Below are 25,458 nucleotides of genomic sequence, written 5' to 3' on the forward strand. Positions count from 1 at the left end.
CCCTTTTCGTTATCCGATCGTTCTTTCATTCTCATCAAATAAATCATCAAGAGAGCTTAGTGAACCATCTTCCTCAACTTGATGCGTATGGATTTTCCCCTTTGAAACCGATAATTCGATATAACAATTCCAGCAATAAAATTGGTTGACACCTATTTTTCCAATGTCTTTCCCTTTGCAATTTGGACAAATAAACATATGGCTTTCATCTCCTTACAGTCTCCCAGATTCTATTCGCCATTATGTCCAAACTGCATTCATTTATACATTTTACTGGAGCCTTTCAACGCTATGCGTTTGAAAGTTTCACTATATAATTTCACCTTGTTACATGAAATCATACGGTGAAATGTTTTCCACGTCCATTTCCTCGCCATTAACTGTGACCATCTGTACTTCTCCTTGTGATTCTTGCAAGCGACTAGCTAAGGTTGTTTGACGCATTGCATCATCAAGGCGATTTACACCAGATTGGAAAGCTGCTTCCTCTCCGCAAATAATAAGGAACTTCTTACTTCTTGTAATGCCCGTGTAAATTAAATTACGACGTAACATACGGTTGTAACTTTTCACGATTGGCATAATAACAATCGGAAATTCACTACCTTGTGATTTATGAATGGAACAACAATATGCATGCGTAATTTGATTTAAATCGGGCTTCGTATACGTTACCTCAATTCCATCAAATGAAACGATAATCATATCTTGTTGCTCAACGTTTTCTTTCGCATAAAACACCGAAACAATTTCCCCAATATCACCATTAAACACTTGGCTCTCCGGCTGATTCACGAGTTGCAGTACTTTATCGCCTCTTCGGTACACAACATCACCGTAAGCAATTTCTTTACTCTTTTCCCTCTTCGGATTAAATACTTGTTGCAGCGCTTCGTTTAATACATTAATACCAGCAGGCCCGCGGTACATCGGTGCTAATACTTGTACATCTCTTGCGCTAAAGCCTTTTGTTTTAGCATTTTCACAAACTTTTTTCACAACCTCAACAATTTGAGCTCCTGTACAGCCGATAAATGAACGATCTTTTTGATTTTGTGCTAAATCTGGTGGTAGAGTTCCATTTTTTATCGCATGGGCAAGTTGAATCACTGATGAGCCTTCCGCTTGACGATAAATTTCAGTAAGCTTCACTGTCGGAACTGCGCCTGCATTTAATAAATCTTTTAATACTTGTCCAGGTCCTACAGATGGCAACTGATCTTCATCACCTACAACGATAACTTGAATGTTCGTCGGCAACGACTTAAATAGCTGATTTGCAAGCCAAATATCAACCATTGAAAATTCATCGATAATAAGGAGCTTACCTTGGACAGGATCCGTTTCATTACGCTGGAAAGATCCTTCTGGCGTCCAACCAAGTAAACGGTGAATTGTGCAAGCTGGAAGTCCTGTCGATTCACTCATCCGCTTCGCCGCTCTTCCTGTTGGAGCTGTTAATAGTATTGGAAATGGATTATCATCACTGTATTCATTCGGATTTAACGATAATCCGTGTAGTGATGCATACATTTCAACAATCCCTTTAATAACTGTTGTTTTCCCTGTTCCTGGTCCACCTGTCAATAACATCATCGGTTTATGAAGTGCCGTTTGAATTGCTTCTTGCTGAAACGGTGCATATTGTACGTTCAGTTGTTCTTCAATTTCACCTAACGTTTTTAACACTTCTGCTTCTGGAAATGAAGGTGTTTCTTCTTGATTCATAAGCCTGCGAATAGACTTTACAACACCTTTCTCAGAGTAGAATAACGTTGCTAAATACACTCGTTCTTCTTCTATGATGACTTTCCCTTCACTTTGCATCGTTTCAATACAACCTATAATATCTTCCTCAGTCACTCTTCCTTCTTGATTGTTTAAAAGTGACATCGTTTCTCTTGCAAGTTGATCTTTCCTCATATAAACGTGACCAAGTTGTAATGAGACATTCTCTAATGTGTAAAAACATCCTGCGCGTACACGGTCGTCATGATTACCCGATATCCCTAACGCACGCCCTATATCATCCGCTCTTCCAAAACCAATCCCGTCCACTTCTTCGATAAGTTGATACGGATTATTACGAATCACTTCTAATGTCATCTCTTTATATTGCTGGTAAATCTTAATAGAAAGTTTCGTTCCAAAACCGTAGCCATTTAAAAAGCTCATTACTTTCTCTAGCCCTTGATGTTCAACAATTGTCTCATATATTTCCTGAGCCTTTTGTTTATTAACAACACCATTTAATGCCTCAGGGTCATCCATAATTTTAGAAATAGCATGTTCTCCGAGATGGTCCACAATTTTTTCAGCTGTACGCTTTCCTATCCCTTTAAATAAATCACTCGCTAAATATTGCACCATACCTGCTTTTGTTTGCGGCAATTCTTTTTTAAATGTTTCAACCATATATTGTTTTCCATACTTTGGATGGTCCTTAAAATGACCTGTCAATGTAAACACTTCATCTTCATGCATGCGGGGAAAATGACCGTTTATCATTACTTTCTTTTCGTCATACGTTTCATTCGTTTCAATGACTTTCATACTGACAACGGAATAGAGGTTTTCTTCGTTGTGGAAAATGGTATGAAGAACTTGCGCTTTTATAAACTTTTTCTCTTCCTCAAACAAATCCATTGCATGTTGATTTCCCATTTTTCCTCTCCTTTCCGGTATTTTCACTTTAATGAGCAGTACATCCCCCACCTTTTTAGATGAGGGATAACTACCCATTAAACTATATTTTTATCTTATTCAGCTTCTTGCTCTAATAAACGAACGCCATTACCCGCTAAAAAGTGATCTGGCTGAATTTCAATTGCTTTCTTAAATAAAGCGAGAGCCTTCTCATTATTTTCCTCAAATACGTACGCAACACCTAAATTGTAATACGCATCTGCATGCTCCTCATCCATTTCTAATACCTTTTCAAAATAAGGTTTCGCCTCTTGAACGTGTTCTAATCGCGCGAAGCAAAGTCCGCACTGGAATACAGCTTCTACATCGTTTTCATCTAATTCTGTTGCTCTTTGTAAGAATGGTAGTGCAAGACGATCATTTCCAAGCTGTACATGTGTGATACCTAACATAAATGTTACATCAGCTGATTGTAATCCAGCTTGCATTGCTTGTTCAAATACAGCTTTCGCTTCAGTAAATTGCTCTTGGCCATAATATACATTTCCTAAACCATAATAGGCTGCTGCAGATTTATCATCTAACTCTAGTGCACGTTTATAAAATAAAATCGCTCGCTCGCTATCACCTAATACGTCTAATAAATTTGCAAAATTAATGTACCCAAGCGCATCTTTCGGATTTTCTTCGATTGCTTCTGTAAAATTTTTAGCTGCTTCTTCCCAGTTTCCTTCTTGCATATATTGAATACCTGTTTCAAGTTTGTTTGACATGTCCTTCACCTCTACAACAAATTATAACAAAGAATGTATTTTCCAAGCGAACGAAAATTCGCTTTATGTAAAAGAAACCTCTAACCGCTAATCGGCAGAGGCTTCTCATTTATCCTAAATAATCCAATTTCTTACCACTACGGTACACTTCATCAATTGTAGCACCGCCTAAGCACTCATCTCCATCATAGAAAACGACTGCTTGTCCTGGTGTAATTGCACGAATTGGCTCATCACAAAGAATACGAACTGTATTTTCATCAACGATTTGAACCGTTACTTTATTGTCTTCTTGACGATAACGGAATTTCGCCGTGCACTTAAATTCTGTTTCTTTTTCTTTGTTACTTACCCATCCTACATTCGTAGCAATAACTTCATCACCATATAGAAGTTCGTTATGGAATCCTTGATCAACATATAAAATGTTTTCTTTTAGATTTTTCCCAACAGCAAACCATGGATCACCATTACCACCAATTCCAAGGCCATGACGTTGTCCAATTGTATAATACATTAAACCGTCATGCTTCCCTTTCACTTCACCAGATAATGTTTGCATTACACCTGGTTGTGCCGGTAAGTAGTTACTTAAGAAATCTTTAAAGTTACGCTCACCAATGAAGCAAATACCTGTACTATCTTTTTTCGCCGCTGTCGCTAAGCCAGCTTCTTTCGCCATTTCACGAATTTGCGGTTTCTTTAATTCACCTAATGGGAACATTGTTTTTGATAATTGCTCTTGGCTTAATTGATTTAAGAAATATGTTTGATCTTTATTGTCATCAACACCGCGAAGCATTTTATATTCGCCGTCCATATAAGCAACGCGTGCATAATGGCCTGTTGCCACATAATCCGCACCAAGCGCAATTGCATGCTCTAAAAATGCTTTAAATTTAATTTCTTTATTACACATTACATCTGGGTTTGGTGTACGACCAGCTCGGTACTCATCTAAGAAGTACGTAAATACTTTATCCCAGTATTGTTTTTCAAAGTTTACTGCATAATACGGAATACCAATTTGGTTACACACTTCAATTACATCATTGTAATCTTCTGTTGCTGTGCAGACACCATTCTCATCTGTATCATCCCAGTTTTTCATAAAAATTCCGATTACATCATAACCTTGCTCTTTTAATAAAAGTGCTGCTACAGATGAATCGACGCCACCGGACATTCCGATGACAACGCGTGTTTCGTGAGGTAGTTTGTTCATCATGTCACCTCCCATGCTAATTTTGTGTTAATCGCTTCACGATTTTCACTGTTTCGTACGCCGCTTTTTCAATTTGCTCTTTCGTATTTCCAAGTCCAAAACTAAAGCGTACGGATGAACGTATTTGATCGGAGTCTTTTCCAAACATCGCTACTAATACATGTGATGGATCAATCGAACCAGCTGTACAAGCAGAACCACTTGATACTGCAATGCCAGCTAAGTCTAAGTTCACAAGGAAAGGTTCAATGTTCATTCCTGTAAAACTTACATTAAGTACATGCGGTAAGCGATGTTCTAAGTTTCCGTTTACCTCGAAAGTAATGCCTTCATTTTTGAAGACAGATACCATTATATCTTTAAACTCTTCATATTGGGCATTTTTTTGCTCACGAGTTTTTTCAGCTATAAGAATTGCATGCTGAAGCCCCGCAATACTAGGCACATTTTCCGTACCAGCACGGCGTTTTCTTTCTTGCTCTCCGCCTATTAATAACGGTTCAAATTTCACATTTGCACCAGCGTATAAGAAACCTACACCTTTTGGCCCGTTAATTTTATGAGCTGAAATTGATAATAAATCAATACCAAACTCTTTCACATTAATTTCTACTAAACCGTAAGCTTGTACCGCATCTGTATGGAAATACGCTTGATGCTCTTTTAACAGCTTTCCTATTTCCACAATCGGTTGCATCGTCCCTACTTCATTATTCCCAAACATAACAGATACAAAAATCGTCTCTTCTGTTAATGCCTTTTGTATGTCAGAAACTTGAATGCGCCCTGTTTCATCGACAGGTAAATATGTCACTTCAAACCCTTCACGCTCTAACAATTCGCACGTATGCAAAATCGCATGATGTTCAATTTGCGTCGTTATAATGTGGTTACCTTTATGACGGTTCGCACGTGCTACACCGATAAGCGCTAAATTATCAGCTTCTGTACCACCGCTCGTAAATATAATTTCATTCGGATTCGCATGAATGCTGCGTGCACACACTCTTCTCGCCTCATCTACTGTGTGACGAGTTTGACGTCCATAAAAGTGAATACTAGACGGGTTCCCGAATATTTCTGTCATATATGGAATCATCTTTTCGACCACTTCTGGGTGAGTCGGAGATGTCGCAGCATGATCTAAGTAAATGCGTTCCATTAAATCTCCTTCTTTCCAAATCGTTTCACAAGGAATTAAATGTAAAACATATAGCCCCCGTGATTTTCTTCCTCATAACGTACTAAATCTTCTAACGTTGTACTATCTAACACTTCTTGCACCGCATCACGAACACGCATCCATAACTGGCGCTGCGCTGGCTCTTCTTCTTCTATCATTTCTACAACACTAATCGGTCCCTCTAATACACGGATTACATCCCCAGCTGTAATGTTAGCCGGTTGATCAGATAATACATATCCGCCATATGCCCCGCGCGTACTCTTTACAAGACGAGCGTTACGAAGTGGTGAAATTAATTGCTCTAAGTAATGCTCAGATAAGTCATGCGCCTGCGCAATTGATTTTAATGAAATCGGACCTTCACCAAACTTTTTTGCAAGATCAATCATAATTGTTAAGCCATAGCGGCCTTTCGTTGAAATTTTCATCTATTTTGCACCTCTTTTCAAATTTTCACTTCTATTGGTTATATCTTATTTATAAAAAGAACACAATTTAAAATCCTATGAAATTATAGCATAATATAGTATTATAAGAAATTTCAACTTGTGTATCAAAATGATAACATAAAATCACATTGAAAAACTCGGAAATTATTACAATTGAAAGAAAAATGAAAATATTATCCTTCATTTTTCCCATAAAACAGCATCCTATTTCAAATTTCGTAGAAAAAAATGATACGATAGAACGAGATTATATATTAAGGGAGACGGTCCAAATGAAACAACCACTCGCACATCGAATGCGCCCTACAAATATTCAAGAAATTATTGGGCAACAACATTTAGTTGGTGAAGGAAAGATTTTATGGCGAATGGTCCAAGCCAATCATTTTCAATCTATGATTTTATACGGTCCTCCAGGTACAGGAAAAACATCCATTGCCAGTGCAATTGCTGGAAGTACCGGTACCCCGTTTCGTCTATTGAACGCTGTTACTCACAATAAAAAAGATATGGAAGTTGTCGTGCAAGAAGCGAAGATGCATCGACACCTCGTTTTAATTTTAGATGAAGTTCACCGTCTAGATAAAGCAAAGCAAGACTTTCTATTACCTCACTTAGAAAGCGGACTTCTTACTTTAATTGGTGCAACGACAAGTAATCCATTCCATGCAATAAACTCCGCTATTCGAAGCAGGTGTCAAATTTTCGAATTACACGCACTAACAGAAGATGATATTTTAATTGGGTTGAAAAGAGCTTTAGAAGATAAAGAAAAAGGCCTTGGAGAATATGCTGTAACGGTAACAGATGAAGCACTACATCACTTTGCAAATGCCTCTGGTGGTGATATGCGTTCCGCTTATAACGCACTTGAGCTTGCTGTATTATCTAGCTTTACTACAGACGATCAAGCGGCTGAAATCACACTCGAGATTGCGGAAGAATGCTTACAAAAGAAGAGCTTCGTTCACGACAAAGGCGGCGATGCTCATTATGACGTATTATCAGCATTTCAAAAATCAGTGCGCGGAAGTGATGTAAATGCAGCGCTCCATTATTTAGCACGCCTTATTGAAGCAGGTGATTTACAAAGTATTGGCAGACGCCTTCTTATTATGGCTTATGAAGATATTGGACTTGCTAGCCCACAAGCTGGACCACGTACACTAGCTGCAATTGAATCAGCTGAACGAGTTGGATTCCCAGAAGCACGCATCCCACTTGCAAATGCCGTTATCGAGCTATGCTTATCACCAAAATCAAATTCAGCTTATAAAGCACTTGATGCTGCATTACACGATTTACGCAACGGTCAAACAGGTGACATTCCAAGCCATTTAAAAGATAGTCATTACAAAGGCGCAGAATCACTTGGAAGAGGCATTGGATATTTATATCCACACGACCATCCAAATGGCTGGGTAAGGCAACAATACTTACCTGATAAAATAAAAAACAAGCAATATTATAAACCGAAAACGACAGGGAAATTTGAGCAAGCCCTTTCTACTGTTTATGAAAGATTACAAACTTCGAATAAAACGAAAAATAAAGGGTAACATAAACGAAAACGTCACCATTATGGAGGCTTCGCTTATGAAAACACGTCAAGATGCATGGACAAAAGAAGATGATCTCCTTTTAGCAGAAACTGTTTTACGACATATTCGCAGCGGAAGTACACAAATAAAAGCATTTGATGAAGTCGGCGATACGTTGAACCGGACTTCAGCAGCTTGCGGCTTTAGATGGAATGCTGAAGTAAGGCCGAATTACGAAGATGCTGTGCAGCTTGCGAAGAAACAACGTAAAGAATTAAAGCGCTCCGAAGCTAAAATAGAAAAAAATCAGTTCACGAAAACGAAACAACTCGTAATCGATGCTGAGTTTTCTGAAGATATTACGCCAAGTAAACAAGAACTTACGATGCAAAATGTCATCTCATTTTTGCAAAACTTGGAGCATAATAACCCTTCACTCGCAAAGTTGCAAACTGAAAATGATGTATTACAAGCTCAGCTCACTTCTCTGCAAAAAACGAATCATGAACTTGAAACGAAATTAGCGGTACTCACAAAAAAACAACAAGCAATCGAAGAAGATTACGCGATGCTTGTTCGAATTATGGATCGTGCTCGAAAACTTGTTTCGGTCGAAGAGCAAGAAGAGCAAATTGCCCCGATTTTCAAAACCGATCAAAACGGGAATTTAGATATTATTTATTCTGCTGAGAATTAAAAACAGGGATGTCACTTTTTTGACTGAGTGACATCCCTGTTTGTTTTCGGTAAATCATATATATACATGTCGGTAAATGAAATTATACCAACGATTTTTCGAATATATCTATCGTAACTTGCAATATATCAACGATTTTTCGAATATATCTATCACAACTTGCAATATATCAACGATTTAATAAAGGATATCGATTTAACGACAAAGATTGACAATAACATTCCTCCTTGTCATACAAGGAAACTCCTAAAACGGATTAGATATTTTTTACTAAAATGTTATTATAAACATATAATTTTAAAGGGAGCTGGTTACTATTTCTTTAATAGTCTTCAAAATAACACTCGGTGTTCTCGTCCTAACTTTGGCTCTTTTCACCATTAACAGTTTAAAAAAGACGTCCGCCTATACATCAGATAAATATGATCATTACTTACTAGCGTTACTTACATTTGAACTAGTAGTAATGCAAATATCCATATTTCTTTAATACATATAAAAAAGCATATATCCAAAATGGATATATGCTTTTCTTTTATTCTTGCCCTACACGTTTCACTTCTACATTTTTAATACGTTCACGTACAACGTGACTTGCCATAATTAAGCCTGCCACAGATGGTACGAATGCATTTGATGAAGGCGGTAATTTCGCTTTACGAATTTTTGCATTTTCGTCTGGTACGATTTCTTTACGTACTTCTTCACGAATTACGATTGGGTTTTCGTCAGAGAAGACAACTTTTACACCTTTTTTAATACCCTCTTTACGAAGCTTCGTACGAATTACTTTCGCAATCGGATCTGTGTGTGTTTTAGAAATGTCCGCAATACGGAAACGAGTTGGGTCCATTTTATTTGCTGCACCCATACTGGAGATAATTTTAATTTTACGACGTAAACATTGTTTAATTAAATGAATTTTGAACGTAATCGTATCAGATGCATCCACTACGAAATCCAAACCGTGCTTAAAGAACTCTTCATATGTTTCATCTGTATAAAACATTTCAAGTCCAATTACTTCACACTCTGGGTTAATGTCTGCGATACGCTCTTTCATTAATTCTACTTTTGAACGTCCTACAGTAGATACTAAAGCGTGAATTTGACGGTTTACGTTTGTAATATCTACAACGTCTTTATCAACTAATACAAGACGTCCAACGCCAGAACGTGCTAACGCTTCAGCTGCAAAAGAGCCTACGCCGCCAATTCCTAAAATACCGACTGTACTATTTTTTAATATTTCAAGTCCTTCTTTACCGAAGGCTAATTCATTACGTGAAAATTGATGTAACATTCAGCTCTACACTCCTATTACAAAAATGGTCTACCATGTATTCTAGCGTTTTTCCGACTATTTGTATAGAAAAAGTTATAGAATTCCTAAAAATACATATTTCGAAAATGAAAACATAGACCAGAATTTCATTTCTTCCTAAATACACGTTTAAAAAGGAGGATTTAGAGAACCGAGCAGATCGAGGCGCTGAAGCCAGGAGGAGCGCAGTGTAGAAAAATACTACTCGAGCACCGGACTGGCGAAGCAACGATGAGATGCGACAGTTATCTAAACCGGACTTTTTAAACAACCTCTCAAAAAAAGTCTAGACGGTTATAGTATAACCATCTAGACCCTATTCTTACTTCTCTTCTTTTAAGCTTAATTTTAAGTTTAACTCTTCAAGCTGTGCTTCTGCAACTGGGCTTGGAGCTTCTGTTAATAAGCAGCTTGCGCTTGCTGTTTTTGGGAATGCAATTGTATCACGAAGGTTCGTACGGCCTGCAAGTAACATAACAAGACGATCTAAACCTAATGCGATTCCGCCGTGTGGTGGTGTACCGTATTCGAATGCTTCTAATAAGAACCCGAATTGCTCTTGCGCTTCTTCTTGTGAGAATCCAAGTGCTTTGAACATTTTTTCTTGTACGTCACGCTCGTAAATACGAAGTGATCCACCACCAAGCTCATAACCGTTTAATACAAGGTCATATGCTTGTGCACGTGCTTTTTCTGGTGCTGTTTCTAGTAACTCAACGTCTTCACGGAATGGCATTGTGAATGGGTGGTGAGCTGCGAAGTAACGATCTGCATCTTCATCGTACTCAAGAAGTGGCCAATCCGTTACCCATAGGAAATTATATTTACTTTCGTCAATTAACTCAAGCTCTTTACCTAGACGTAAGCGAAGTGCACCTAAGCTATCTGCAACAACGCTCTTCTTATCTGCTACGAATAGTAATAAGTCGCCAGCAGTAGCCTCTAATGTGCTCATTAACACATTTGCATCTTCTTCACTGAAGAATTTCGCAATCGGTCCTTTTAAGCCATCTTCTTCAACTTTAAGCCAAGCTAGACCTTTTGCACCGTATACTTTCACGAATTCAGTTAATGCATCGATGTCTTTACGAGAATATTTACTTGCAGCACCTTTTGCATTAATTGCTTTTACTTGTCCGCCGCTTTCTACAGCACTTGTAAACACTTTAAAGCCACAACCTGCTGCAAACTCAGATAAGTCTGTTAGTTCCATTTCAAAGCGTGTATCTGGCTTATCAGAACCGTAGCGAGCCATTGCATCAGCATATTTCATACGAGGGAATGGTGCACTAACTTCTACACCTTTTGCATCCTTCATAACTTTCGTCATCATACGCTCCATCATATCTAAAATTTCATCTTGTGTTAAGAATGAAGCTTCGATATCGATTTGCGTGAATTCCGGTTGACGATCCGCACGTAAATCTTCATCACGGAAACAACGTGCTACTTGATAGTAACGCTCAAATCCGCCGACCATAAGAAGCTGTTTAAATAACTGTGGTGACTGCGGTAGTGCATAGAATTCACCATCATGCACACGACTTGGCACTAAATAGTCACGAGCTCCTTCTGGCGTGCTTTTCGTTAAAATTGGTGTTTCTACTTCTAAGAACTCTTCTGTGTCTAAGAAGTTACGAATTGTTTTCGTTACGTCATGACGCATTTTGAATGTGTTAAACATTACTGGACGACGTAAGTCTAAATAACGATATTTTAAACGCACATCTTCTGATGCATCTGTATCATCAGCAATGATGATTGGCGTTGTTTTCGCTGCATTTAGTACATTTACTTTTGTTGCTTGTACTTCAATACGACCAGTTGCCATATTGTCATTAATTGCGCCTTCACCACGTTCAACAACTGTACCTTCTACGTGTAATACGTATTCGCTACGAATTGTTTCTGCTACTTCTAACGCTTCTTTTGATGTTTCTGGGTTAAATACAACTTGCACGATACCTGTACGGTCACGTAAGTCGATAAAGATTAATCCACCTAAGTCACGGCGTTTTTGTACCCAACCTTTTAATTGAACTGTTTGTCCAACAGCTTCTACTGTTACTTTTCCACATGCATGTGTTCTTTCAGCCACTGTAAGTTCCCCCTATATTAATTTCTCTGCTACGTATGAAGCAAATACATCTAACGCTACTTCTTCTTGTTCACCTGTTGCCATATCTTTTAAGTTAATGATGCCTTTATCTAGCTCATCTTCTCCTAATACAGCTACAAATTTCGCCTTTAGACGATCTGCTGATTTAAATTGTGCTTTCATTTTGCGATCTAAATAATCTTTTTCAACTGACAATCCAGCTTTACGAAGATCGAACGCAACTTTTGCAGCATGGTCTTTCGCTTTTTCGCCAAGCGCCACAACGTAACAATCAATGCTATGTTCAAGTGGTAATTCAATGTTTTCAGCTTTTAGCGCCATAATTAAACGTTCAATACTCATTGCAAAACCGATACCTGGCATTTCTGGTCCACCGATTTCTTGTACAAGTCCGTTATAACGGCCACCACCGCTTAATGTAGTGATCGCACCGAAACCTTCTGCCTCACTCATAATTTCAAAAACAGTGTGTTGGTAGTAGTCTAAACCACGCACTAAGTTCGGATCTTTTTCAAACGGAACATCCATCATCGTTAATAGTTCTTGAACTTTGTCGTAGTATATTGCTGAATCTTCGTTTAAGTATTCTGTAATAGATGGTGCTGTTCCCATTAATTCATGGTTACGGTCCTTCTTACAGTCTAAAATTCGAAGTGGATTCTTTTCTAAGCGAGATTGACAGTCAGAACAGAATTCGCCGATACGTGGCTCAAAGTGTGCGATTAATGCATCACGGTGTGCTTGACGGCTCGCTGCGTCACCTAAACTGTTTAATACAACTTTAATATTTTTTAAGCCCATGCCGCGGTAAAATTCAACAGCAAGTGCAATTACTTCTGCATCAATTGCAGGGTCATTACTGCCGATTGCTTCGATACCGAATTGTACGAATTGACGATAGCGACCTGCTTGTGGTCTTTCATAACGGAACATTTGACCGATATAGTATAATTTCGTTGGTTGTGTTGCATCACCAAACATTTTATTTTCAACGTAAGAACGTACAACAGGTGCAGTACCTTCTGGACGTAATGTTAAGCTACGCTCTCCACGATCTTGGAATGAGTACATTTCTTTTTGTACGATATCTGTCGTATCACCAACACCGCGTAAAAATAGCTCAGTGTGCTCAAAAATTGGTGTACGAATTTCTTTATAATTGTAACGACGGCAAATTTCGCGTGCTTGCCCTTCGATATACTGCCATAACTCAACAGTGCCTGGAAGAATATCTTGCGTTCCGCGTGGGATTTGAATAGACATATTCAGTTCCTCCTCAAATTGTTTTAATCTTAATAAAAATAAAAAAACTCCCGCCTCTACTGTTTGAACAGTAGGGACGAGAGTATTATACCCGTGGTGCCACCCTAATTGAAGCACTTATGCTTCCACTTTTTTAATAACGCTTAAATATGCGTTCATCCCTACTAAGCGTATATGCCGTTCAAGTTGAAACCTCTAGAGTGTCATTCAATCAGTCATCATGTAGAAATGTTTTCAGCCTAAGACATTCCTTCTCTTTCCATGTGTGTCTCATTTACTCTTCTCTATCAACGGTTATATTCATATGTAAATATAAAATTACTATACGTTTGTTAAGTAGGATTGTCAAGTGCTCTAAGAACGTTCAATCTGCTTCTTTAAACGCTTTACATCTTGAAGAGAAATCCCAAACTCGGAAGCAAGCTCCATTGAAGTATTGTTTTGCTCTTTTGAAATAAAATCATGAAAATTCACGTTAAATAGTTGATTTGCACCATTTGTAACAGAATGCCCTTTTTCATTCATACGCATACGTATATCCCTCACATTCAATATGGATGTTTTACTTTTCATTGTTCCATATTGATGAAAGAGTTATACATAACCAAAACTGCTATTAATTCCAAATAAATGAACAAAACATACAACAATGTATAAAAAAGAGAGGATTATATAACCCTCTCTTTTTTATCAACACTATTTACTTTCTACAATTAAGGTCACCGGACCATCATTGATTAAAGAAACATCCATCATTGCTCCGAACTTCCCTGTTTCCACATGTAATCCTTGTTTACGAACTTCTTCATTAAAGAAATCGTATAAACGCTCTGCATAATCAGGTTTCGCAGCATCCATAAAGTTTGGACGTCTTCCCTTGCGGCAATCTCCGTATAATGTGAATTGCGAAATAGATAGAACTTGTCCTTCTACATCAAGTACAGAATGATTCATCTTTCCGCTCTCATCTTCAAAAATACGTAAGTTTGCAATTTTTTCCGCAATGTAAGTTGCATCTTTTTCTGTATCTTCGTGCGTAATGCCAACTAGTAATGTTAAACCGAACGGAATTTGTCCTACGATCTCACCGTCTACTGTGACAGACGCTTTCTTTGATCGTTGTAAAACAACTCTCATCTTTCTACACTCCCTATTAATGCATCATGCGTCGTACTGCATAAATTTCTGGAACGCGTTTAATGCGTTCTACTACTTTTTTCAAGTGTTGTAAGTTACGAATCGAGATTGACATATTAATTGTTGCCATCTTATTACGGTCACTTCTACCAGAAACAGCTGAAATGTATGTTTTCGTCTCTGTAACAGCTTGCAGTACTTCATTTAATAAACCGCGGCGATCGTAACCTGAAATTTCAATATCAACGTTATACTCTATTTCTTTTTCAGGGCTACCTTCCCACTCAACTTCTAATAAACGTTCTATCGCTTCTTCTGTATGAACATTTACACAATCACGGCGGTGAATCGATACACCTCGGCCTTTCGTAATATACCCAACGATATCATCACCCGGAACTGGGTTACAGCATTTCGATAAACGGATTAATAAATTATCAGCACCGCTTACCTTTACACCAGAATCCCATTTTCGAATTTTCATCGGTTTACGAACTTCTTTAACTTCAACAATTTCTTCTTCTTCGCGTTGCTTGCGGAACTTGTCCGTTAGTCGCGTAACAATTTGCGAAGCTGTAATTCCGCTATATCCAACTGCTGCAAACATATCTTCTTCATTTGCAAAGTTAAATTTCTCAGCGACGCGTTTTAAGTTATCAGGCGCTAATACTTCTTTCATCTCATACTCTAGACCACGTACTTCCTTTTCAACAAGTTCACGGCCTTTTTCAATATTTTCGTCTCTACGTTGTTTCTTAAAGAATTGACGAATTTTATTTTTCGCATGAGATGTTTGAGCAAGTTTTACCCAATCTTGACTTGGGCCATATGAATGTTTCGACGTTAAAATTTCAATGATATCACCGGTTTTTAATTTATAATCCAGCGTTACCATTTTCCCGTTTACTTTTGCACCAATTGTTTTATTCCCAATTTCCGAATGGACACGATACGCGAAATCAATTGGAACCGATCCAAGTGGTAATTCCATTACATCGCCTTTCGGTGTAAAGACGAATACCATGTCAGAGAATAAATCAATTTTTAATGACTCCATAAATTCTTCTGCATTAGAAGCTTCATTTTGCCATTCTAATATTTGACGGAACCACGTGAGTTTCTTCTCTAATGTACCTGTTGTTTCTGCTGTTTTTCCTTCTTTGTATGCCCAGTGTGCCGCGATCCCGAATTCTGCAATTTCGTGCATTTCTTTCGTACGAATTTGCACTTCAAGTGGATCACCTTTCGGTCCAATTACAGTCGTATGAAGAGATTGATATAGATTTGCTTTTGGCATTGCAATATAATCTTTAAAACGACCTGGCATCGGCTTCCAGCACGTATGAATAATTCCAAGCACTGCATAACAATCTTTGATACTATTTACAACAACACGTACAGCTAATAAATCGTAAATTTCATTGAACTGTTTATTTTGCAGTGCCATTTTACGATAAATACTGTAAATATGTTTCGGTCTTCCAGAGATCTCAGGTTGAATTGCAACTTCTTTTAATTTCTCACGAATACCAGTCATTACTTCGTCTAAGTATTCTTCACGTTCTGCACGTTTACGCTTCATTAAATTTACAATACGATAATATTGTTGTGGATTTAAATAGCGAAGTGACGTATCCTCTAGCTCCCATTTAATAGTACTAATTCCGAGTCTATGTGCTAAAGGTGCAAAGATTTCTAGCGTTTCATTCGCTATGCGACGCTGCTTCTCTTGAGGCAAATGTTTCAATGTACGCATGTTATGAAGACGATCAGCTAGTTTAATTAAAATAACTCGAATATCTTGAGCCATTGCAATAAACATTTTGCGATGGTTTTCTGCTTGTTGTTGTTCGTGAGATTTATATTTGATCTTCCCAAGCTTCGTAACACCATCAACAAGCATAGCAATTTCTTTGTTAAATTCCCGTTCAATATCTTCTAACGTAATCTCTGTATCTTCCACTACATCATGTAAGAAACCTGCTGATACCGTAGCTGGATCCATGTGTAAATCAACTAAAATACCTGCAACTTGAATTGGATGAATAATATACGGTTCACCCGATTTTCTGTATTGTTCGCTATGCGCATCGCGTGCATATTCATAGGCACGTGCTACTAGCTCAATATCTTCATCCACTAAATATTGACTTGCTTTCTCGAGTACCTGTTCAGCTGTTAGTACCTGCTCATTTGCCATCGAATCACCTTTTATTGAAAATTGACTTTATCTTTATTTAATAGAATAAATTATATTCTATCATTATAACCCAATGATTGTGAATTGTGAAAAGGAAAAGATTTTACTAACATTTCACCATGATTTTTTGTTCAATTATACAAAAGTACCCGCTCCTCTCCAAGAGATTCACGGGTACTTTTTATCACCGTAGTTTTACCTATATAGTGATTAGTATTTTTCTAATACTAATACATCGTAACCATCTAACATTTTACGACCATCTAAGTAAGTAAGCTCTACTAAGAATGCAATCCCTGCTACAACTCCGCCAAGTTCTTCAACTAGCTTAATTGTCGCTTCAATAGTTCCACCTGTAGCTAATAGGTCATCTGTAATTAATACGCGTTGACCTGGCTTAATTGCATCTTTATGGATTGTTAAAACATCTTTACCATATTCTTTACCGTAGTCAACTGTAATTACTTCACGTGGTAATTTTCCTAATTTACGAACTGGCGCAAATCCTACTTCTAACGCATAAGAAACTGGGCAACCGATAATGAAACCACGAGCTTCTGGTCCTACTACAACATCGATATCTCTTTCTTTTGCGTATTCAACGATTGCATCTGTTGCTGCTTTGTATGCTTTACCGTCATTCATTAAAGGTGTAATGTCTTTAAACACAATACCTTCTTTCGGATAATCCGGTACAATTGCGATATGTTGCTTGAAATCCATATTTCTGAATCCTCCTCAGATCTAAAAGGTTTGTAAATACAAATCCTTTACCCTAACTGTTCTACTTCTTTATGATTACGAATCGTTTCAAACCATGTATATAGTTGCTGATATGTGCTATAAACCAATTCTTTTTCTAATTGTAAGTGGTTCATTTTCTCACGATATGTGTTCGATTCAATTAAATCACGCTTTTGTTTTTTGTCTGCCATAAAAATGACGCCATCTTTTATTGTAACAAATTCTAACTCAAAAAACACCTGTGTCATAAAATTTACTGTATCTTTTGACCAACCTTTATGACGACATAGTTGTTCTCCATATTGTCTTAAAGAAAATGGTGTTTTTTGGCTTAAGAAAGAATAGTACCATTTAAAGTGTTCTCTCGTCGGAACTGTACTAAATAAGTGGTTATTCTCTTGATAAAATAGCGTATAAATTCGCGCTGGGAATCCTGCCTTAAATAACTCACGTAATTCATCGGTTCCTTTTGGTAAATCAAGTAACACGATATATTGATCATCTAAATGCGTTACTTCTGAAGCATGCATGAGCTTTTCTTTATAGCTCTCTAAAGAAAATTTATTCAATACCTCTTCAGAAAAATACACCATTGTTATTTTTTCTTTCGGAAGTTCTGCTAAATTTGCTTCTGCATTACGCATACTACGCCAATCAAATAATTGCCACGCCTCTACAGCAATATCTTGTACCATTAGTTGTGGCTTCTTAAAATTATTCCATTCATTGATGGATGCTTCTCCTATTACAGATACTTTTGCAACTGGAGAGATTTCTTTCGCATATGCACCAAAACCAAATCCAATTGTATCCAGTGTTGCTTGTCCATCACGAAGAGCCATTTTTAAATGAGAACCATCTGATCCGATTGCGCGAATGCTTTCTAACTCTGCATCTTTTACTGCAATACGTGGTTTCGGATTTCCAATACCAAACGGGGCTAGTTTTTGCATATCTTCAATTGCCGCTAGCGTTACATCCTCTACTTTGCAAAAAACATCAACTGCTGTAATTGGAATAAAATCTTCTTCTGTTAAAATCGCATCTGCTTGTTCATTTAATCGGCGACGTAATTCATCTACATCATTCATATGTAGCGTCATTCCCGCTGCCATCGGATGCCCTCCGAAGTGTGGCAATAACTCTCTACAATCTGATAAGTTTGCAAACAAATCAAATCCTGCAATACTACGTGCTGAGCCTTTTGCTGTTTCTTTTATAGGATCGATGCTTAATACAATCGTCGGACGATAAAAACGTTCAACTAATTTAGAAGCAACAATTCCAATTACCCCTGGGTTCCAGCCTTCTTTTGCAAGTACTAATACTTTATTTTCTTCTGGCGGGAATTTATTTTCAACTTCAGCGATAGCTTCTTCTGTAATTTGCTTTACAATATCTTTTCGCAGTTTGTTCAGCTCATCAATTTCTTCGGCCAACTCTTTCGCTTCCTCTGGATCATCTGATAATAAAAGGTGTACAGCCGGCGCAGCATCTTCTAAACGCCCAACCGCATTAATACGAGGTGCAATTGAGAAGCCAATACTCTCTTCTGTAATTTCACTTTGCGAAACGTTAGCAACTTTAAACAATGCCTTCAAACCAATATTTCTCGTCATACGCATATGTTTTAAACCGCGTTTCACTAGCAACCTATTTTCACCATGAAGTGATACTAAATCGGCTACTGTACCGATTACTGCAATCTCTAATAAATGTTCTGGTACACGGCCTAATAGTGCATGCGCAACTTTAAACGCAACACCTACACCAGCTAAATAGTGAAACGGATATACGCCACCTTCTAATTTCGGATGTATAATCGCAAGCGCTTCTGGCAATTCTGGCGGTGGCTCATGGTGATCTGTAATAATTAGATCTATTCCAAGCTCTTTCGCTACATTCGCTTCATGTACTGCTGCGATGCCAGTGTCGACAGTAATAATCAGTGAGAAACCTGCACTATGCGCCCAACGAAATGCTTCTTCGTTCGGTCCATACCCTTCTGTAAAACGATTTGGAATGTAAAATTCTACTTCTGCACCTAATTCTTGAAGAGCAAGATATAAAACCGTCGTACTACTTACTCCGTCCGCATCGTAATCACCAAATATTAATATTTGCTCTCCATTTTGAATCGCCTTATTTACACGTTCTACCGTTCTATCCATTCCTTCTAATAAAAATGGATCATGAAATTCTTGATTTTCTGTATTTAAAAAATCTAAAATCTTATCTTCTGTATCTAGTCCTCTACCGAGGAATAATGAAACGACAAGTGGCGATAACTGTAATTTACTTGCTAATTCACTCACTCGCTCGTCATTATATTCTTTTTCTTTCCAACGCGTCTTCGGTTGTAACACGAAATCACCCCTTAACCTGTTCATTATACAAGACAGATTAAGGGGTGACAATATAATGCAAACTACGATGCAATATCTATATACTAAAATGTTAATGATGTTTAATTTGGAGAATACGGATTTATATGTACGAATACATTTTGTACATTATCTTGTTTCATAAGTATTTCTTTCACATGTTTTCCAATACGGTGTCCTTCTTCTACGGTAATGTATGGATCTACAGACACTTTAATATCGACAATAACATAATGACCATGCTCCCGTGCATATAAAGAACCAATTTTTTTCACACCATCTACTTGAAGAACGGCCTCTCTAAGCGGAATAACATCCTCCTCATGAAGAACATGGTCAAGCGTTGCATGAATTGCTTCCGCTCCAATGCTCCATGCCATTTTTACAACAAGAAGTGAAACAACTAATCCTGCAATCGGATCAGCATATACGAGCCAGTCTATACCAAACTTACCACCGATTATAGCTGCACAAATACCGATTAAAGCTGCAATTGAAGAAAATACATCCGAACGGTGCTCATATGCATTTGCAATAATTGCATCACTGTTTACTCTTTTCCCTAATCGGAATTTATATTGAAACATTCCTTCTTTCACGACGATTGAAAGAACAACAGCAAATATCGTAATTCCTTTCGGCGGTTCTAGTTCTTGCGAAAAAGCTTTTATAGACGAAATCGCGATTTCAAGTCCCACAATAAATAATAATACCGCAACAATAATCGCTGAAATCGATTCCGCTTTACCATGACCATACGGATGATCCTCATCAGGTGGCTGCTTTGCCGCTCGCAGTCCAAAAAGTACAGCTAGCGAACCTATTACATCTGATGCAGAATGCACGGCATCCGCTAATAACGCTTTACTGTTCCCAATATAACCAATTACCGCCTTTACAATCGCTAATATAATATTACCAACGATCCCGACAATAGCACCAAACTCGGCCTGTTTAAAACGTTCATCTTTTTCCATAATTAAAATCCCTTCTTTTCTTAACCTATCTTTTTATTTTAACAAAAACAGCGATAACACCACCACTTTCTTCCATCTTCTTTCTGTTAAAAAGTTGCTATCTTATTGTATCCACAAACGAAAAAAGAGATGCCTCATAAAGAGACATCATCTTTTCTATACTTGCGGTTCAGATTCTACTTTCTCAACCTTCTTCTTGTTTTTTCCCTTTTTCAAACGACGGTTTTCAAGCATTAACCAAATTTGAGAGGCAACGAAAACAGAAGAGTACGTACCTACAATTAATCCAACAAGTAACGCAAACGAGAAGTTACGTAGTGACTCACTACCGAAGATAAGCAGTGCAATTACTGGGAATAACACTGTTAATACGGTGTTAATCGAGCGACCAAGCGTTTGGCGAATACTTGCATTTACGATTTCTTCTAGATCTTTTATATCGCGCACTCGTTTTTTCTGTTTGTATAATTCACGGTTTCTATCAAATGTAACAATCGAGTCATTAATAGAATAACCGATGATTGTTAGTACTGCAGCGATAAACGTTAAGTCTACCTCTAGTTGGAAAATACTAAACATAACAATCATAACGAATGCGTCATGTAATAATGCAAGTACTGCAGATAATGCGTACGTAAATCGGAATCGAATACTTACGTATAAAATGATAACCGCAGAAGCGATTAATACTGCGATAAATGCATTTCGTGCAATTTCTTTCCCGATTGTTGGTGAAACTGTACTTACGTTTGGATCTGTACCATATTTATCGTGGAAGAATGTTTTTGTTTTTGCAATTTCATCTTTTGATAGAACACCTAATGTACGAACTGCGAATCCTTTATTGTCATCTCCAGTCGGTACAATATTTTCTTCCTTCACATCAATGTTCAACTCTTTAAAATCTTTATGAACATCAGACACAGTAACTGCTTGTTTTGATTGCAAGTCGATACGTGTACCACTCGCAAAGTCAATACCAAGATTCAATTTGAAAATTGGCAAGATAATTGCACCTGCAATTACAACTACAATCGAGAAGATAAGGAATTTATGACCGACATTTACGAAGTTAATACGATCAAATTTCGTTGGTGGATGTACTACACCTTTTGTTAATGGAATAATATCCTTTTGCTTCACACCAAAGTATCCTGGTTTTTTATCGAAGTAACGGCTCTTTACTAGTAAACTTAGTAAGAAACGAGTACCGAATACGTTCGTAATGAAACCGACTAAAATACTTACGATTAAACTTGTTGCGAACCCTTTTACGGAACTATTACCGTAAACGAATAACACACCAGCTGCTGCAAGTGTTGTAATGTTCGCATCTAAAATCGTTGCTAATGAACGATGGTTACCAGCACGGAATGCTGACATCATTGACTTACCAATTTTCAGCTCTTCTTTCAGTCTCTCGTACGTAATAATATTCGCATCAACAGCGATACCTACCCCGAGCACTAGCGCCGCAATACCCGGCAGCGTAAGAACTGCATGCATCCAGTTAAAGACAAGTAACGTAACGAAAATGTATAGACCTAACATAATAACCGCTACAAGTCCTGGTAAACGGTAGAATACAAGCATAAATAAGAAAATAAGAGCGATACCAATCGCACTAGCGAAAATCGTTTGCTCTAACGCTTGTTGACCAAATTTCGCTCCAACAGATGTTGAATACATTTCTTTTAAATCAACAGGAAGTGCACCTGCATTTAATAAAGATGAAAGTTGTTTCGCACTTTCAACTGTGAAGTTTCCACCTACGATAGATACTTCAGCTTGGTTAAATACTTGGTTTACTGTTGCTGCTGATAAGAACTTCGGATTCGGTTTTGCAGATTCTGCTTTGTACGAATCTTTTCCTTCTTCAAAATCAAGCCAAATTACCATTAAATTCGTTGGTGGTGGCATTTTTGAAATTTTTTCAGTTACTTCACGGAATTTTTCAGCGCTCTTTAGTGTAAGACCTACGCTCGCACGGCCTTGCTCATCAAATGTTTGCTTCGCTCCGCCGCCTTTTAAATCCGTTCCGTCCATAAGAAGATTATCATCTACATCACGGAATGTTAATTTCGCTTGTGTTGATAACATTTCACGTGCTTTTTGCTGATCTTGTACACCAGCAAGCTGTACACGAATTCGATCTTGCCCTTCGATTTGAATGTTCGGCTCACTTACACCGAGAACATTGACACGATTCTCAAGAGCACCTACTGTACTTACAAGTACGTCTCGATCGATTTTGTCACCTTTTTTGGCTGGTTTTACTTCATACAGAATTTCAAAACCACCGCGAAGGTCTAGTCCTAGACTAATTCCTTTTGCTATGTCTTTTCCTGCCGCACCAATTACTCCACCGATTAATAAAACGATGAGGAAAAAGGCGGCAATTCTCGTACCACGCTTTGCCATATGTACCCTCTTTCCGCTACTAACACTTTAAATAAATCTCTTACGATTCACTTTTACACGTGTGCATACGTCTAGTTAGTAGACTTCCTTTCTATAATTTTGCTAGCTCATCACTAGCTGTGCCGGTACGTTTTCACGATACCTGCACTTTCATTATTTGTTTTCTCTCTTCACTACCTCCTTTATATATGATCTTAGACATAATTATTTCCTGATTATCAATACCTATCATTATACTGCAAAAGGAAGAACAAACCAATTGCAGTCGGTTATTTATTTTCATATTCATCAAATGACCAAAGTGGCGCTTGATATGCTTCAACAGTTAAATATGTCATATATTCATTAGCACTTACTGTTAATACGTCATTAACTAATTCATACAATCTAACATCGCTGTCTATCTTCTTCCACTTTTTCACTTTAAGAAACTTCCAAATGTCATCATCTGTCACTCTGTCGTAGCCGAACATTTGAAACTCTTCTACTTTACTTTCTAAAACGACTTGTAACTGTCCGCGGTATGATTCTACCAAAGCCTCTCTATCTAACATCTATAACATCTCCTTCTTATTTCGCACGAAAAGTCGCTTTTATTCCCGCTCTAATGGACAGCAATAACTACTTTCAAGAGCACTATCATATTTCACTCTCTTAAATGCTTGTCATTCTTGTCTCGTACGTGCATATAAATTATTGTAAATCATTCCATTGATTTTGAGAAGGTAGGAGAAGAACATGACGAGACAAAGCTTTTTAAAAGGCGCATTTATTTTAATGATAGCCGGCTTTATTACAAAAATACTCGGCTTTATCAACCGCATAGTAATGGCACGTATTTTGGGAGAAGAAGGCGTTGGTCTTTATATGATGGCCGTTCCTACATTCATTTTAGCAATTACATTGACACAAATTGGTCTTCCTGTCGCAATCGCAAAATTTGTAGCAGAAGCGGAAGCTATGAACGATAAACAAAGAGTTAAAAAAATATTAACCGTATCACTAGCTGTTACATCCGTTATTAGTATCATTTTAACAATCGGAATTATGTTCCTCACACCTATTTTAGCAAAAACATTATTAACCGACGAAAGAACGTACTATCCATTAATGGCCATTTTGCCCGTTGTTCCTGTTATTGCTGTTTCTTCTGTTTTGCGTGGTTATTTTCAAGGGAAACAAAACATGAAACCTAGCGCTTATGCGCAAGTTCTAGAACAAGTCGTCCGCATTACCATTATCGCTATATGCATTCAATTATTTTTACCTTACGGCATAGAATACGCTGCAGCCGGCGCTATGTTATCAGCTGTTCTCGGTGAAGTTGCATCGTTATTATTTTTACTCACGTTATTTCAGCGAGAAAAACATTTATCAATACGCTCTGGATTTTTCACTACTGTAAAGGAAAGCAAAGGGACATTTTATTCTCTGATGGATATTGCCCTTCCAACTACAGGAAGTCGTTTAATCGGCTCCGTTTCATATTTTTTTGAACCTATTGTCGTTATGCAAAGCTTAGCAATCGCTGGTGTCGCTGCTTCTGTTGCAACCCAGCAATACGGTATATTAAACGGTTATGCATTCCCGCTTCTATCACTACCCGCCTTTATTACATACGCTCTCTCTACAGCGCTCGTCCCTTCTATTAGTGAAGCAATGGCAAAAAGACAACATAAATTAGTGGAGCACCGTTTACAACAAGCACTTCGAATTTCATTAATTACCGGCGGATGGTCTGTCGTTATATTATACGTATTCGCTTCTCCTGTTTTAACTCTTATGTATGGATCAGACAGCGCAACAGCATTCATTCAACTTCTTGCGCCTTGCTTTTTATTTCATTATTTCCAAAGTCCACTTACCTCTGTTTTGCAAGCTTTAAACTTAGCAAGAGCTGCAATGATGAATACATTTATTGGTGCCATCGTGAAATTAATCGTTATTTTTGTACTAGCATCAAGGCCAGAATTTCAAATGATGGGGGTTGCTCTCGCTATTGCTGCAAATATTGTAACAGTAACATTTCTTCACTACGCTACTGTTTTAAAAAAGATTACATTTACCATTTACGCAAAAGACTATATTTTCGGCGGACTTGCCATCGGTATCGCAGGCGCCTTCGGTTTTTATCTTCATAAATATATTATTTTCTCTCATGCCCTTGGCATACAAACATTATGGGAAATCACTTTAACAACAATTGTTTATATCGTACTTCTCTTCACTTTCAAACTCATTCGAAAAGAAGAGTTAAGTCGTCTCCCTATCATTCGTAAACTTTCATTTTTGAAATAAGGTTAAACTTTAATCAGTGGGGTAATCTCCACTGATTATTAGTTACACTAATCATTCTTACTCTTTCAAAGAAT

Annotated in this window: 20 protein-coding genes and 1 other annotated feature; of the genes, 3 read left to right on the forward strand and 17 right to left on the reverse strand. The window is 37.7% G+C overall.

The features are described 5' to 3' along the window. Positions 1-9 precede the first annotated feature (9 nt). From GBN78_RS03180 to cymR, 6 genes are all read right to left on the reverse strand, one after another. The gene (locus tag GBN78_RS03180) at positions 10-198 is read right to left on the reverse strand and encodes a hypothetical protein (RefSeq protein ID WP_000469281.1); all 189 of its coding nucleotides are present in this window, start codon (positions 196-198) and stop codon (positions 10-12) included. A gap of 129 nt (positions 199-327) precedes the next feature. Continuing rightward, a complete protein-coding gene (gene recD2 / locus GBN78_RS03185) occupies positions 328-2,664 on the reverse strand; it encodes an SF1B family DNA helicase RecD2 (protein ID WP_152126937.1) in 2,337 nt (778 codons plus the stop codon). A 95-nt stretch (positions 2,665-2,759) separates the two neighbouring features. Then, on the reverse strand, positions 2,760-3,419 hold the full coding sequence (locus GBN78_RS03190; protein WP_000066407.1) for a tetratricopeptide repeat protein: 660 nt from the start codon (positions 3,417-3,419) through the stop codon (positions 2,760-2,762). Between the two features lie 109 nt (positions 3,420-3,528). Beyond that, the gene (gene mnmA / locus GBN78_RS03195) at positions 3,529-4,644 is read right to left on the reverse strand and encodes a tRNA 2-thiouridine(34) synthase MnmA (RefSeq protein WP_001038010.1); all 1,116 of its coding nucleotides are present in this window, start codon (positions 4,642-4,644) and stop codon (positions 3,529-3,531) included. A gap of 16 nt (positions 4,645-4,660) precedes the next feature. After that, on the reverse strand, positions 4,661-5,806 hold the full coding sequence (locus tag GBN78_RS03200) for a cysteine desulfurase family protein (RefSeq protein ID WP_000439888.1): 1,146 nt from the start codon (positions 5,804-5,806) through the stop codon (positions 4,661-4,663). A gap of 35 nt (positions 5,807-5,841) precedes the next feature. Continuing rightward, positions 5,842-6,258, reverse strand: coding sequence for a cysteine metabolism transcriptional regulator CymR (cymR, locus tag GBN78_RS03205; RefSeq protein WP_000704116.1), 417 nt, complete (start codon positions 6,256-6,258; stop codon positions 5,842-5,844). A 293-nt stretch (positions 6,259-6,551) separates the two neighbouring features. Here cymR and GBN78_RS03210 point away from each other — a divergent pair, with 293 nt between their 5' ends. Further along, on the forward strand, positions 6,552-7,838 hold the full coding sequence (locus GBN78_RS03210) for a replication-associated recombination protein A (RefSeq protein WP_000812919.1): 1,287 nt from the start codon (positions 6,552-6,554) through the stop codon (positions 7,836-7,838). Positions 7,839-7,875: 37 nt separating this feature from the next. Further along, positions 7,876-8,517 (forward strand): RsfA family transcriptional regulator, encoded by a 642-nt coding sequence (locus GBN78_RS03215; RefSeq protein ID WP_000857722.1) that lies wholly within the window; start codon positions 7,876-7,878, stop codon positions 8,515-8,517. Between the two features lie 535 nt (positions 8,518-9,052). Here GBN78_RS03215 and GBN78_RS03225 read toward each other — a convergent pair. The 11 genes from GBN78_RS03225 to GBN78_RS03275 all read right to left on the reverse strand — a co-directional run bounded on the left by GBN78_RS03225 (position 9,053) and on the right by GBN78_RS03275 (position 23,640). Beyond that, entirely contained in the window at positions 9,053-9,820 is a 768-nt protein-coding gene (locus GBN78_RS03225; RefSeq protein WP_000903177.1) for a tRNA threonylcarbamoyladenosine dehydratase, read from the reverse strand. Positions 9,821-10,163: 343 nt separating this feature from the next. Then, positions 10,164-11,939 (reverse strand): aspartate--tRNA ligase, encoded by a 1,776-nt coding sequence (aspS, locus tag GBN78_RS03235; protein ID WP_000840905.1) that lies wholly within the window; start codon positions 11,937-11,939, stop codon positions 10,164-10,166. Positions 11,940-11,951: 12 nt separating this feature from the next. Then, positions 11,952-13,223 (reverse strand): histidine--tRNA ligase, encoded by a 1,272-nt coding sequence (gene hisS / locus GBN78_RS03240; protein WP_000027081.1) that lies wholly within the window; start codon positions 13,221-13,223, stop codon positions 11,952-11,954. A gap of 69 nt (positions 13,224-13,292) precedes the next feature. Beyond that, positions 13,293-13,523: a binding site (T-box leader), on the reverse strand. Between the two features lie 54 nt (positions 13,524-13,577). Further along, the gene (locus GBN78_RS30065) at positions 13,578-13,754 is read right to left on the reverse strand and encodes a hypothetical protein (protein ID WP_001242605.1); all 177 of its coding nucleotides are present in this window, start codon (positions 13,752-13,754) and stop codon (positions 13,578-13,580) included. A 165-nt stretch (positions 13,755-13,919) separates the two neighbouring features. Further along, positions 13,920-14,360, reverse strand: coding sequence for a D-tyrosyl-tRNA(Tyr) deacylase (locus GBN78_RS03245; RefSeq protein ID WP_001266965.1), 441 nt, complete (start codon positions 14,358-14,360; stop codon positions 13,920-13,922). Positions 14,361-14,376: 16 nt separating this feature from the next. Beyond that, on the reverse strand, positions 14,377-16,560 hold the full coding sequence (gene relA, locus GBN78_RS03250) for a GTP diphosphokinase (RefSeq protein WP_001262811.1): 2,184 nt from the start codon (positions 16,558-16,560) through the stop codon (positions 14,377-14,379). A gap of 210 nt (positions 16,561-16,770) precedes the next feature. Then, positions 16,771-17,283, reverse strand: coding sequence for an adenine phosphoribosyltransferase (locus tag GBN78_RS03255; protein WP_000346215.1), 513 nt, complete (start codon positions 17,281-17,283; stop codon positions 16,771-16,773). A gap of 47 nt (positions 17,284-17,330) precedes the next feature. Then, positions 17,331-19,670, reverse strand: coding sequence for a single-stranded-DNA-specific exonuclease RecJ (gene recJ / locus GBN78_RS03260; protein ID WP_000941237.1), 2,340 nt, complete (start codon positions 19,668-19,670; stop codon positions 17,331-17,333). Between the two features lie 101 nt (positions 19,671-19,771). Continuing rightward, a complete protein-coding gene (locus GBN78_RS03265) occupies positions 19,772-20,665 on the reverse strand; it encodes a cation diffusion facilitator family transporter (protein ID WP_000409741.1) in 894 nt (297 codons plus the stop codon). A gap of 156 nt (positions 20,666-20,821) precedes the next feature. Next, complete coding sequence (gene secDF, locus GBN78_RS03270; protein ID WP_001119061.1) at positions 20,822-23,086, reverse strand: protein translocase subunit SecDF; 2,265 nt, start codon at positions 23,084-23,086, stop codon at positions 20,822-20,824. 269 nt (positions 23,087-23,355) lie between these two features. Continuing rightward, entirely contained in the window at positions 23,356-23,640 is a 285-nt protein-coding gene (locus GBN78_RS03275; RefSeq protein ID WP_000886978.1) for a post-transcriptional regulator, read from the reverse strand. A gap of 184 nt (positions 23,641-23,824) precedes the next feature. Here GBN78_RS03275 and spoVB point away from each other — a divergent pair, with 184 nt between their 5' ends. Next, positions 23,825-25,384, forward strand: a complete 1,560-nt coding sequence (gene spoVB / locus GBN78_RS03280; RefSeq protein WP_128267117.1) for a stage V sporulation protein B — start codon at positions 23,825-23,827, stop codon at positions 25,382-25,384. Positions 25,385-25,458: the final 74 nt, after the last annotated feature.

Origin of the sequence: Bacillus sp. B2-WWTP-C-10-Post-4 (assembly GCF_009183805.1) — a bacterium.
GTDB lineage: Bacteria > Bacillota > Bacilli > Bacillales > Bacillaceae_G > Bacillus_A > Bacillus_A cereus.